Genomic DNA, 12098 nt, shown 5'->3' on the forward strand with positions numbered 1-12098 from the left:
TTTGTCCGGGTCCGCCGGCCTGCCCTATTCGGCCGGCGTGACCTGACCCTCGGCCGCCCGAAGATCCCGTTCCAGCTTTGCCAGCCGTTCGGCATTGGGCGCGGAGAAGCGGCCGAGGAGAAGATAGACCACGGGCGTGAGATAGAGGGTGGAGAGGGTGGCAAGACCCAGTCCGCCGACGATGACGATGCCGAGAGCCTCGCGCGCTTCCGAGCCCGCGCCCGAAGACAGGATCAGCGGCACGCCGCCGACCACGGTCGCGACCATGGTCATCATCACCGGACGAAGGCGGATGATCGCCGCGCCCTCCGCCGCCTCGCGCACGCCCTGTCCCTCCTCGCGCAGCTGGTTGGCGAACTCGACCACCAGGATGCCGTTCTTGGCCATGATGCCGACGAGGAGGACGAGGCCGATCTGGCTGTAGAGATTGAGGGTCGCGCCGAAGAATTCGAGGGCGAAGACCGCGCAGGCGACGCCGAGCGGCACTGTCGCGATGATGATCAGCGCCGAGACGAAGCTCTCGAACTGGGCCGCGAGCACCAGGAGAATCACCACGATCGCGAAGGCGAAGACGAGGCCGAGGCCGGAATTGGTCTCGCCGATGGTCGCAAGCTCGCCGAGGGGGATGAGGCGCTGGCCGGGCTCCAGATAGTCGGTGGCGAGCGCCTGCACCTCGATCCAGGCATCCTGCATGGCAAGATTGGGCGGCAGGTCGGCCGTGATCGAGACCGCCCGCGTCCGGTTCTCGCGCGCAAGCTCCGGTGCGACGGCCTCTTCCGATATGCTGGCGATGGTGGAGATCGGCACGATGCGGTCTCCGGCGGCCTTCACGAAGACGTTCTGCAGATCGCCCGGATCGTTGATCGGATCGGTGGAGGCGATGAGCCGGATCGGCACCTCCTTGTCGCCGACATAGGTCTGGCCGATCTGCCGGCCGTCGAGAAGCGCCTGGATGGCGACGGCGAGCCCATCGATCGGGATGCCGAGATCGGAGGCCCGTTCCCGGTCGATCGAGACCGAGAGCTGGGGCTGGGTGGATTCGGAGCCGAGGGTCACGCGGCCGAAGCGGCCGTCCTCCTTCATGGCGGTGACGATCGCGTCGCCCGTCTCGTCGAGGGTGCGGAAGTCCTGGCCGGCCACGGCGAAGCGCAGGCCCTGGCCGCCGCCCCGGATGCCGAGCGAATTGGGCTGGATGGCGAAGGCCTGGACGCCCGGCACCTTGCGCAGATTGCGGTTGATCTCGGCGACGATCTCGCTCTGGGAGCGGACCCGCTCCTCCCAGCCGGCAAGCGACAGGACCATGAAGCCGGAATTCGAGCCGCCGTTCCCGGAGATCGCAAAGACGTTGCGCGCCTCTCCGCTCTCCACATAGGGCATCAGCAGGGCTTCGACCTTGCGCATCTGCGCCGAGGTGTAGTCGAGGCTCGCCCCTTGCGGCGCCGAGAGCCGCAGCAGCGCGACGGCCCGGTCCTCCTGGGGCGTCAGCTCCTGGGGAAGCTGGAGGAAGCTCAGATAGGCCGCGAAGGAGAAGATGGCGGCGATGCCGATGGTCGCCAGTGGGAAGTTCAGCGCCCAGCGCAGGGTCACGGCATAGAGCCCGGCGAGCCACGTGCCGAGGCCCATGACGGCGCGGGCGGCGAGATTGGGCCGCCGGTTGTGGGCGACGTCCTTCAGGAGGAAGGCCGCCATCATCGGGCAGAGGGTGAGGGCGATGAAGGAGGAGATCGTCACGGCTGCGGCGAGCACGTAGCCGAATTCGCGGAAGAGGCCGCCCGCCTGACCGGGCAGGAACGAGATCGGCACGAAGACGGCGGCGAGCGTCGCGGTGGTGGAGACGACCGCGAAGAACATCTCGCGCGCGCCGACGACCGCGGCCGCGCGCGGGCTCATTCCCATGTCCCGCCGCCGCACGATGTTTTCCAGGACGATGATCGCGTCGTCGACCACCATGCCGGTCGCCAGCACGAGGGCGAGGAGGCTGAGGATGTTGATCGAGAATCCCGCCATGTAGATGAAGGCGACGACGCCGATGAGGGCGATCGGCATGGTGAGCGCGGGGATCAGCGTCGCGCGGAAATTGAGGAGGAACAGGAAGATGACCGCCGTCACGATGAGGACGGCGAGGATGATCGTGTGCTGGACCTCCGAGATCGCCCCGTTGATGAAGATCGCGTCGTCGCTGGTGACCTGGATGCGGACATCGCCCGGCAGGCCGGCATTGAGGTTCGCGACCTCCGCGCGGATGCGCTCGGAGATTTCGAGGGTCGAGGAGCCGGCCTGGCGGATGACGGCCATGCCGATGCCGGTGACGCCGCTGACGCGCAGCGAGGAGGCCGCGTCGTCGGGGCCGAACCGCACGCTCGCCACGTCGCCGAGCCGGGTGCGGTCGTTGAGATAGATCGCCTCGAACTCTTCGGGCTGCGAGATGTTGGCATCGGCGCGCACGATGAGCGACTGTGAGGAGGATTCGAGCTGGCCCGCCGGCACGTCGAGATTGGCGTTGGCGAGGGCCGTCGCGATGTCGCCGACGGTCAGGCCGCGCGTGGCCAGGCGATCGGGCTGCACGTCGACGAAGATCTGGCGTTCGCGGTCGCCGTAGATCTGCAGGTCCGCGACGCCCGGAACGGCGGCGAGCTGATCGGCGATCCGGTCCTCGACGAGCGTGGTCAGGTCCTCGATCGCCATGCCGGGCGCGGTGACGGCAAGGCGCATGATCGCCTGGGCGTCCGCATCGGCCTTCACCACCTGGGGTGCCTCGGCGTTTTCCGGCAGATTGTCGGCGATGCGCGAGACCGCGTCGCGCACGTCGCTCGCCGCCACGTTGAGATCGACGGCGTCGTCGAATTCGATCGTCACCCGCGATTCGCCGAATTCCGAGCTCGACGAGATCGAGACGATGCCGGAGACGCGCGAGACCGCGCTTTCGAGAAGGCTGGTCAGCTGGCGGTCGACGGTTTCGGGCGAGGCGCCCTCGAAATCCACGCGGACCGTGACGACCGGACGGTCGACGTTCGGAAGTTCGCGCACCTCGACGGCGTTGAAGGCGGCAAGGCCCGCCACGACGATGAGGAGGTTGAGGACGATCGTCAGCACCGGACGGGTGACGACGAGGGCGGCGAAGCTGCCGAGGGCGCTCGGCTTGTCTTCGCGCGCGCTCACGAACCGCTCCTGTCGGCGTTGCGGGGCAGCGGCACCATCGCGCCCTCTCCGCCCGCTTGCGGCGAGGCACCGGCCGACTGGTCGGACGTTGCGGCGGCGGCTGCAAGGGCGGGGGCGGGAGCGGGAGAGGCCGCGGACGAGACATCCGTGCCTTCGGGACGCTCCGCGGTCTGCGGGGCCTCCCCGACATCGCGCAGCTCCACATCGACGTCGAGACCGTCGCGCATGGACTGGACGCCCTCCACGACCACGATGTCGCCGGCCTTTAGATTGTCGGAGACGACGAGAACGTGGTCGACCTGGCGCTCCACGATGCGCACCGGCGCCTTGACGGCCTTGTCCTCGCGCACCGCCCAGACGAAGGGTCCGGTCCGCTCCCAGACGACGGCGAGAGGATCGGTGGCGAGATAGGTCTCGCCTTCGAGCGGCATGGTGACGGCGAAGGCCATGCCCGGTCGCAACCGGTCGCCCTCGTTGGCGATGACGCCTTCGGTGCGCACCGTGCGGCTGTCCTCGGCCACCCGGCTGTCGATCGCGGTGATTCGGCCGGAATAGACCTCCTGGGGCCGGGCGACCGAGACGGCGGAGAGCGTGGTTCCGATGTCGATATCCGACAGGAAGCGCTCCGGGGTGTAGAAGACGAGCTTCAGCTCGTCGCGCGCATCGATCGTCGCGATCACCGTGGAGGACTCGACGAGGGTGCCGCGTTCCACGTCGAGAATGCCGACCCGTCCGTCGATCGGGGCGCGGATCTCGCGCTTGGACAGGGCGATCCGGGCCTCGCGCAGGTCGAGCATGGCGGCATCGCGCTCGCGCTCGACATCGGAGAGTTCGACGCTCGTCGCCGCATTGCGCTGGAGAAGCTGGCGGAAGCGGGTGAGCTTGTCCTCGGCCGAGCGCACGGCGAGCTCCGCCCGGTCGAGGGCGACGGTCTGGCTCGATCGCTCGAGGCGCACCAGGGGCTGGCCGGCCTCGACCGCCTCGCCGGAGGCGACCAGCACCTCCTCGATGACGCCGGAGGTGTTGTCGGCATAGACCGTGACCGAGCGCACGGCCTGGGCGCTGGCGAGCGCCTTCAGCTCGCTCTGGGCCCGCATCTCGGTGACGGGTGCCGCGACCACCGGGGTGTCGCCGCCCGCTCCGAAGGCGCCCCGGCCCGGCGCGCCGGCCCGTTCGGGCGCGGGCTCGCCCGCCTCGGGTGCGACGAGAAGGATCGCCTGGCGGACCTCCTCCTTCATGGGGATGTCGCTGGCAAGGATCTCGCGACCGATATCGGGCTTGATCCAGACGAGGCCGGCAAGGCCGACGAGAAGGACGAGCACCGTCATGACGAGCTGTTTGAGAAGCGAAATCATCCAGGTCCGTTCGGGGAAGTTGCTTGAAGAGATCGGGGCCGATGTGCCGGTCGTCAGCCAGCAGGACATTCGTGTTCGTTATACGGCATGATGGTTCCGCGAAGGTGTCGGATCGCGTCCAATCTCGCAGATGCGTTCACAACCGCGAGAGCAGCACGGATGCCGCGCCCCGCGAAAAGCGCTCATAACCCCCGGTGTCGCGGCTTCCATTTGCCTCGTCAAACGGGTTACAGCATCGGGCCGGAACGTGGACCCAATCTTGCGATCCCTGGGTGCTCATCGAGGATCCGGGCCGAGACGGGACCACGAAGTTCGGCAGCCGGCCCGATCGGCACAGTGATGAAGGCGGTTCAACCATGAGCGAAAACGAGCTTGCTCTCGACCGGGTCGAGGATGCGATCGAGGCCATCCGCAACGGCGAACTCGTCGTCGTGGTGGACGATGCGGACCGGGAGAACGAGGGCGATCTGATCATGGCGGCGTCCAAGGCGACGCCGGAGACCATGGCCTTCATGATCCGCCATACGAGCGGCATCATCTGCGTGCCGATGACGGGCGAGCGGGCGGAGGAACTCAACCTGCCGCCGATGGTGGCGAACAATCTCGATCCGATGCGCACCGCCTTCACGGTCTCGGTCGACTACAAGCACGGCATGACGACGGGCATCTCGGCCGAGGAGCGCAGCAACACGGCGCGCGCTCTCGCCAACGACAACGCCGCGGCGTCCGATTTCCTGCGGCCGGGCCACATGTTCCCGCTGATCGCGCGCGACGGCGGCGTCCTCACCCGCTCCGGCCACACCGAGGCGGGCTGCGATCTCGCCCGGCTCGCGGGTCTTCCCGAGCTGGGTGTTCTTGCCGAAGTGGTCAACGACGACGGCACCGTGATGCGCCTTCCCGAGCTCGTGCCCTTCGCGCGCAGGAACGGGCTGAGGATCGTCTCCATCGAGGACATGATCGCCTGGCGCGTCAGGCGCGAGAGCTTCGTGACCGCGGTGCGCGAGGAGACCATGGTGATCGGCGGGCTGACCGGCCAGATCAGGATCTACGAGACGCCCTTCGACGACCTGCAGCACGTGGTCGCCGTCTTCGGCGACGTGCATGGCGGCGAGCGCGTGCCCGTGCGCATCCACCGCGAGCAGCCGGTGACCGATCTCTTCGGGCGCACGCGCAATGCGCGCACCTGGGTCGAGATCGCCGTCGACGAGATCGGCTCGATCGGGCACGGCGTGCTGATGTTGCTGCGCACGCCCGAGGTCGACGATTTCGACGTGGGCAACCAGGTTCTCGGCGGCATGGGGGGCGGCGAGACGGTCGTCGACCATGCCGATGGCGAGAAGCACCAGTCGGCCGTCTCGCGGCGCAAGCGCTGGCGCGAGGTCGGGCTCGGAGCCCAGATCCTGCGCGACCTGAAGATCCGCTCGATCCGCGAGATCGCGAGCCACGAGCGCGCCTATGTGGGCCTCACCGGCTTCGGCATCGAAGTCGCCGGCACGATCCTCGTCAAGGACTGACGGAAAGCCCCCGGTCCTCGCGCCCGTTCGCGGACATTACAAGCCCCGGGGATCCGTCGTCCCGTACGGGTGTCCAGACGATGCCGGTTTCGGCGATCGGCTGCCCGCGCGCTTCGCGTTCGCGCTTCGGCAGGATGTCCATGTTCGGCCAGAGCCCGCTCGACAGCGCCTCGCGATAGCCGGCGGGAAGCCGTGCCGCGGCCATGGCGCTCGCCGCCGCCTCGTGGTCGTAGGCGAGCGCGCGGTGCTCGATGCGAAGGCCGCCGTCTTCGGGCGTCATCAGGCTGAACCAGACGCGGGGCGTGCCGTCATTGGCGGGCATGCCGACGACGCCGGCATTGTGCCAGAGCCGGCCGCCGGCCATGCGGGTGAACGGCAGTCCGCAATGACCGGCGACGACGCCATCGGCATTGGTCATTGCGATCTCGGCCTCCGGGCTCGAGGCGAACAGGAAGCGGTTGATCGAGGAGGGGGCGGCATGGACGGCTGCGAGCCGCAAGGTCCGGCCCCCGCCGATCTCGAAGACGAGGTCGATGCGACGGGGAAGCTCGGCCATCCAGCGCTTCGCGTCCGCGTCGATCCGCGCCTTGGCGAAGGGATACCAGGCGGCAGACAGCGCGTCGCAGGCCGAGCCCTCGCCGAACCCGCAGCCGCAATCGTCCGCGTCGCCTGCGATCTGCTCCTCGCAATTGCCGGCGACCACGCGAATGCCGGCCGCGCGGATGAGGTCGACGGTCTCGGCCGGCTCCGCGCAATAGGCGATGACATCGCCGGTGCACAGGATGTGGTCGGGGGAGAGGCCGAGGGCGCGCGCCTCTTCGAGGACGGCTCGCGTGGCCTGCAGATTGCCATAGGGCCCCCCGAAGACGAGGACCGGACCGCGTGCTGAGATTTCGGGGACGGGCATTGCCATTCCTCGTGTCATTCCCGGTCGTCTCTTCGAAGGATCGGCTACAGGCGGGCGAATCTGGCAGAGCCCCGCACGAAGGTCGATCGAATGGGCGATCCGATCACGGGAAGGTGATCGTCCCGATTGTTATCGAAACCGGCCATCGGTTCGAACCTTCGGGCAGACCCAAGTCGAAACCCGAGATCCATGCACAGGACGCCCATGACCCGACCGCTCACCCGCCGCGCCTTCCAGACACGCATCGCGCGCCTCCTCACGGGCCTGTCGGTTCTGACCCTTGCGGCCGGGCTGATGCCCGCATCCTCGGCCCATGCCCAGGACGGCGGATCGGACGAGCCCCTGCGCTTCGCCGTCGGGCCGTTCCAGCCGACCGCGAGCGACACACGCACTGCCTACGAGCCGTTCTTCAAGCATATCGCGGACGAACTCGGCCGGGACTACGAGCTGACGGTGACGAACGACTGGGCCGGCATCGCGATCGCGCTCGCCAACGAACAGGTGGATATCGCCTGGATGGGGCCGTGGGGCTATGTCCTGGCCAATAACGAGGGCGGCGCGGAGGCGATCGCGACTGTGAAATACGACGGCAAGCCGACCTATCACGCGATCATCCTCGCCAATGCCGAGAAGGAGATCGGGACCTTCCCGGCGGATGCTAAGGGCATGAGCATCTCCTTCGCCGATGTGGGATCGACCTCGGGCTGGCTGATCCCGACCTACTGGTTCCAGACGCAGGGCATCGATCCGAAGACCTTCTTCCAGTACCGCGAGGGCGCCTCCCATGCCGCCAACGAGATCGCCGTCTCGGACGGGCAGACGGATCTCGCCACCGATTACGACCGCAACCGGAACGTGATGGTGGAGAGCGGAGCCGTCGATCCGGATGCCGCCAAGGTTGTCTGGACCTCCGATCCGCTGCCCAACGATCCGCTCGTCGTGCGCAAGGACTTCGATCCCGCGCTGACGCAGAAGATCCGGGAGATCGTCACCGCGATCACGCCCGAGGAAGCGAAGACCATCATGCCCGAGCACTACACGGGCTGGGTCGCGGCCGATCATTCCAGCTACCGGATGATCGAGGACGCCGGGCTCGCCGTCGGCAAGCTCCAGAAGAGGTGAGCCTCGCGACCTCCCGTTCGAGCCTCCTTCCGCGCAAGGAGCGCAGCCTTGCGGCCCGTCTGCGCTTTTCGGGCGGGCTCGTGCTCGTCGTCCTGTTCTATGCGGTCTGCCTGCATTATTCGCAGGTCGACCTCTCGGCTCTATGGAAGGGGCTTCCCCGGTTGTGGACCTGGACGAGCCGGGCTTGGCCGCTCGACTTCTCCGAATATCCGGTGCTTTTGCAGCGCGCGGCCGAGACGGTCGCCATGGCGACCATCGGGACGACGCTCGGCGCCCTCATCGCCGTGCCGCTCTGCCTGATGGCCGCGCGCAACACCTCGGCGGGCGGCTGGGTCTACTACCCGGCCCGGTTCCTCCTCAATCTCCTGCGCGGCATCGACGTCTTCGTCTTCGCGATCATCTTCGTGGCGGCCGTGGGGCTTGGCCCCTTCGCCGGCGTCCTCGGCGTCGGCCTGCACACCGCCGGCTCCATCGCCAAGCTGTGGTCCGAGGCGATCGAGACGGCGGCGCCGGGGCCGATCGAGGCGGCGACCATGAGCGGGGCGAGCCGTCTGAAGATCGTCTCCTTCGCCCTCGTCCCCGACGTTCTGCCGAGTCTCGCCTCGACGATCCTCTACATGTGGGAATTCAACGTGCGCGCCTCCACGGTGCTCGGCATCGTCGGGGCCGGCGGCATCGGGCAGGAGCTGAAGAACAGCGTCGACCTCCTGATGTTCGACCGCGTCTTCGCGATCATCCTCATCATTCTCGCAATGGTCACCGTCATCGACCAGATCAGCGCGTTTGCGCGCCGACGCCTCGCATGAGGGTCGCGGCGGCAAAAGGGAAGGGAGAGCCTGCGGCGCTCGAAGCCGAGGGGCTGTGGAAGCGCTTCGGCGAGCGCCAGGTGCTCCGCGGCGCTTCGCTCGAGGTCGCGGCGGGCGAGTTCGTGGCTCTGCTCGGCCCGAGCGGGGCCGGCAAGTCGACGCTGTTTCGCTGCCTCACCCGTCTTGAGGAACCCGACAAGGGCACGATCCGCATCGCGGGGCACCCCTTTCACGATCTTTACGGCCGCAGGCTCGCCGATGCCCGGCGCTCGGTCGGCGTCGTCTTCCAGCAGTTCAACCTGGTGCGCCGCCTTTCGGCCCTCGACAACGTTCTCGCCGGACGCCTCGCGACGACGCCGTTCTGGCGCGTCGCCTTGCGCCGTTTCACGGAGGAGGACCGGGAGCGCGCCGCCCTTGCGCTCGATCGCGTGGGTCTCTTGCCGCAGGCTCATCAGCGCGCCGATACCCTGTCGGGCGGCCAGCAGCAGCGGGTGGCGATCGCCCGCGCGATCGCTCAGGGGAGCCGGGTTCTCCTCGCCGACGAGCCGGTGGCGAGCCTCGATCCGGCGAACGCGCGCCGGGTTCTGGGACTGATGCGCGAGCTTGGCCGCGAGACGGGCCTTGCCGTCCTGTGCACCCTCCACCAGCCCGATCTCGCCCACGAATTCGGCGATCGCATCCTGCGGATGGAAGGGGGGCGGGTCGTGCCGGACCGGTCGGGGGCAGACTTTGGTGTCGCAGCTCCCGTGGGTTTCTTGGGAGAGCCGGACTATGAGCCTGGGGGTGAGCCGGAGGATGCGTGCGAAGAGGGGGGCCGGGGATCCGGTCGCGTTCTCGCCCTAAAGGGCGCGAGGCCGCTCCTCAGATAGGTGCGCCGGAGCTGCGGGCGCGTGGCCGGTCTGACCCGTATCACCCCTTGCGAGGTGTTCGCCCGGTGGCCGGCGGACCTGCCCAGCGCCACAGCCGGTCTTCGCCGAAGGGCAGGACGAGAAAGAACATCTCCAGAATGCCGAGCGCGAGGAGAGCGCCGAGAAGCGCGGCCGCGACCGCTTCGGCCTCGTCCGTCGCCGAGACGCTCCGGTTCATCGACACGATCGCGGCCGGCAGGATGAGGTTGACCGTCAGGGGAAAGAGCGGGCTCACGCGATCCCTTCGGAAATAGGTGGCGAGATAGCGAAGGCGGGGCGGAACGAGGCCGGTGGGCGCATGGGGCGCGCCGAGGAAGAGGTTGATCTCGGCGAGCACCCGCAGGCCCCAGAGAAGAAGGAACGACCAGAGCGCCATGGCCTCGGCGCCGGCAAGCGTTGAAAGGGCGAGAAGTGCGGCGGTGAGGGCGAGGGCGAGATGCCGGTCGCTTACCGTCGCCGCGGCCTCGCGAAACGTCGCATGGCGCCATCCGGGCGCGGCCTCGCGCCTCGGGCCGGTGAGCCAGCCGGCGAGAAACAGGAGTTCGTGCAGGCCCCAGAGCGTCAGGCCCGAGAGAAAGCCGAGCTTGACGCGGGTCGCCTCGTCGAGGCCGGGAGCGGGCGCGGCGAGAAGAAGGGCGAGGACGAGGAGCGCGCAGAGGAGACCGGCAAAGCCGTGGCCGCCCGGTGCAAACCGCCTGACCGCGAGAAGGATCAGCCCGGTGGAGAGCCACCACAGGAGGACGACGGCAGCGAAGCCGGCGAGGAGGGTCGTCATCGCCCAGCCTTCGCCAGCGCGGCCGTGCACTGCCCGAAGGGGGCTTCAAGGACCCGTGCGACCCGGTGGATGCGCGATGGCGGTTCGCATGGCGACGGCGCGCGCATCCGGGGGCGTCTCATGGAATATCGCGGAGGATCTGCCGGACGAGGTGATGGCGGGCCCTTGGGACGGCGGAGGGACGGGGCTTCTTGCGGCACGGACTTCGTCCCCTTGCTTGCGCGTTCGTCTGCCGTCGCACGCGATTTCGAAGAGAGACGTAATGATATAACATAACTATCGCGCAAGCTACAGGGTGGCCGCTGTTTTCGATCACACCTGTCGTTGCGGTGGACACGCGCCGGAGCCGTTCCTAGCCCGGTGCATTGACAGGCTCTCTTACGGTCTAAACCCAAGCTACACAGGCTTTTGCGCCTTCTCGCGCTGAAACATTAATCTTGAGATTTCCGATCTTGTTTTTGAACGGGTGCGGCAGTAGGCAAAGCCCGCTTCACACGACTCAAGAGAGGGATGGGACCCATGCCGAACGGAAGATTGATCGCCCTGTGCGCCCTCGCGGGCGCCCTGTTCTGCACCTCGGCTCAGGCCGAGCCGACGCAGTATCCGCTGACGATCGAGAACTGCGGACGCGAGATCACCTTCGAAAAGGCGCCCGAGCGCACGGTGGCGCTCGGACAGAACACCGCCGAAGTCCTCTACCTCCTCGGCCTCGAGGACCACATGGTCGGCACCGCCTTCTGGCCGAACCGGGTTCTGCCGCAGCTGAAGGAGGCCAATGACAAGGTCGAGACCCTGTCGGTCGAGTTCCCCTCGCTGGAATCGGTCCTCGCCAAGCAGCCCGATTTCGTCGCCGCCATGCTGGTGACGCTGATGGGCCCCGACAGCAAGGTGGCCAAGCGCGACGATTTCGAAAGCCTCGGCATCCCGACCTATCTCTCGCCCAGCGCCTGCAGCGTGGAAGAGGACGCCAAGGACGTCTACGGCCGGCGCGACACCCTGTGGAACATGGACCTCCTCTACAAGGAGATCCGGGACATGGCGAAGATCTTCGACGTCGCCGATCGCGGCGAGGAGGTCATCGCCGACTTCAAGGCGCGCGAAGCCGCCCTTCGCGAGGAATTCGCCAAGCGCGACGACCTCACCTTCCTCTTCTGGTTCTCCAGTCCCTCTCCCGCCGACGACGCCTATCTGGCGGGCGGAAACGGTCCGTCCGGCTATATCGCCGATCTCCTCGGCGGTTCCAATGCCATCAAGACGACCAGCGAATGGCCTTCGCTCGGATGGGAGGGCATCATCGCCGCCGATCCCACCGTCATCGTCGCCACGCAGGTCGACCGCAAGCGTTGGGATCTCGACGAGGCCAAGAACAAGATCGAGTTCCTGACCACCGATCCGACCGTCAGCCAGATGCGGGCGGTGAAGGAAGGCCACATCTTCACGATGAGCGGCGCGGCAACCAATGCCAGCATCCAGACGCTCTACGGGGCCGAGCAGCTGGCCGAACAGCTGCGGGCCAGCGACCTCAAGTGACCGTGCATTCCGGCGACGCATG

9 protein-coding genes are annotated in these 12098 nt (G+C 67.8%); 5 read left to right on the forward strand and 4 right to left on the reverse strand.

The window, feature by feature from the left end:
• Positions 1-24: 24 nt before the first annotated feature.
• Positions 25-3159 carry an efflux RND transporter permease subunit gene (locus DYI37_RS08960; RefSeq protein WP_116682847.1) on the reverse strand — a complete coding sequence of 1045 codons (3135 nt, stop codon included), beginning with the start codon at positions 3157-3159 and terminating at the stop codon, positions 25-27.
• Positions 3156-4514, reverse strand: coding sequence for an efflux RND transporter periplasmic adaptor subunit (locus tag DYI37_RS08965; protein WP_116682998.1), 1359 nt, complete (start codon positions 4512-4514; stop codon positions 3156-3158). Before DYI37_RS08965 ends, DYI37_RS08960 begins: the two co-directional genes overlap by 4 nt.
• A gap of 356 nt (positions 4515-4870) precedes the next feature.
• Between DYI37_RS08965 and ribB the strand changes: the two genes are divergently transcribed.
• A complete protein-coding gene (gene ribB, locus DYI37_RS08970; protein WP_116682848.1) occupies positions 4871-6028 on the forward strand; it encodes a 3,4-dihydroxy-2-butanone-4-phosphate synthase in 1158 nt (385 codons plus the stop codon).
• Here the strand turns inward: ribB and DYI37_RS08975 are convergent.
• A complete protein-coding gene (locus DYI37_RS08975) occupies positions 6018-6935 on the reverse strand; it encodes a metallophosphoesterase family protein (RefSeq protein ID WP_199520123.1) in 918 nt (305 codons plus the stop codon). The genes ribB and DYI37_RS08975 overlap by 11 nt on opposite strands.
• Positions 6936-7139: 204 nt before the next feature.
• On the opposite strand from DYI37_RS08975, the gene DYI37_RS08980 reads away from it, so the two are divergent.
• The 3 genes from DYI37_RS08980 to phnC are packed head-to-tail and all read left to right on the forward strand — an operon-like array spanning position 7140 to position 9732.
• Positions 7140-8057, forward strand: a complete 918-nt coding sequence (locus tag DYI37_RS08980) for a phosphate/phosphite/phosphonate ABC transporter substrate-binding protein (RefSeq protein ID WP_116682850.1) — start codon at positions 7140-7142, stop codon at positions 8055-8057.
• Positions 8054-8863, forward strand: a complete 810-nt coding sequence (gene phnE / locus DYI37_RS08985) for a phosphonate ABC transporter, permease protein PhnE (protein WP_245413841.1) — start codon at positions 8054-8056, stop codon at positions 8861-8863. The genes DYI37_RS08980 and phnE overlap by 4 nt, the downstream gene beginning before the upstream one ends.
• A complete protein-coding gene (gene phnC / locus DYI37_RS08990; protein ID WP_116682851.1) occupies positions 8860-9732 on the forward strand; it encodes a phosphonate ABC transporter ATP-binding protein in 873 nt (290 codons plus the stop codon). Before phnE ends, phnC begins: the two co-directional genes overlap by 4 nt.
• A gap of 40 nt (positions 9733-9772) precedes the next feature.
• On the opposite strand, the gene DYI37_RS08995 is transcribed toward phnC, so the two are convergent.
• Positions 9773-10546: a DUF3623 family protein gene (locus DYI37_RS08995; RefSeq protein WP_116682852.1), complete on the reverse strand. Its 774-nt coding sequence runs from the start codon at positions 10544-10546 to the stop codon at positions 9773-9775.
• A gap of 519 nt (positions 10547-11065) precedes the next feature.
• Between DYI37_RS08995 and DYI37_RS20285 the strand changes: the two genes are divergently transcribed.
• Positions 11066-12076: an ABC transporter substrate-binding protein gene (locus DYI37_RS20285; protein ID WP_116682853.1), complete on the forward strand. Its 1011-nt coding sequence runs from the start codon at positions 11066-11068 to the stop codon at positions 12074-12076.
• The last annotated feature ends 22 nt before the right edge of the window (positions 12077-12098 follow it).

This window comes from Fulvimarina endophytica (assembly GCF_003403015.1).
Classification (GTDB): domain Bacteria; phylum Pseudomonadota; class Alphaproteobacteria; order Rhizobiales; family Rhizobiaceae; genus Fulvimarina; species Fulvimarina endophytica.

Bases quoted from the DNA above. Each gene is read 5' to 3' on its own strand.
- DYI37_RS08965 (WP_116682998.1), bottom strand. From the start codon at position 4,514: ATGATTTCGCTTCTCAAACAGCTCGTCATGACGGTGCTCGTCCTTCTC.
- DYI37_RS20285 (WP_116682853.1), top strand. From the start codon at position 11,066: ATGCCGAACGGAAGATTGATCGCCCTGTGCGCCCTCGCGGGCGCCCTG.
- phnC (WP_116682851.1), top strand. From the start codon at position 8,860: ATGAGGGTCGCGGCGGCAAAAGGGAAGGGAGAGCCTGCGGCGCTCGAA.
- DYI37_RS08975 (WP_199520123.1), bottom strand. From the start codon at position 6,935: ATGCCCGTCCCCGAAATCTCAGCACGCGGTCCGGTCCTCGTCTTCGGG.
- DYI37_RS08995 (WP_116682852.1), bottom strand. From the start codon at position 10,546: ATGACGACCCTCCTCGCCGGCTTCGCTGCCGTCGTCCTCCTGTGGTGG.
- DYI37_RS08980 (WP_116682850.1), top strand. From the start codon at position 7,140: ATGACCCGACCGCTCACCCGCCGCGCCTTCCAGACACGCATCGCGCGC.
- ribB (WP_116682848.1), top strand. From the start codon at position 4,871: ATGAGCGAAAACGAGCTTGCTCTCGACCGGGTCGAGGATGCGATCGAG.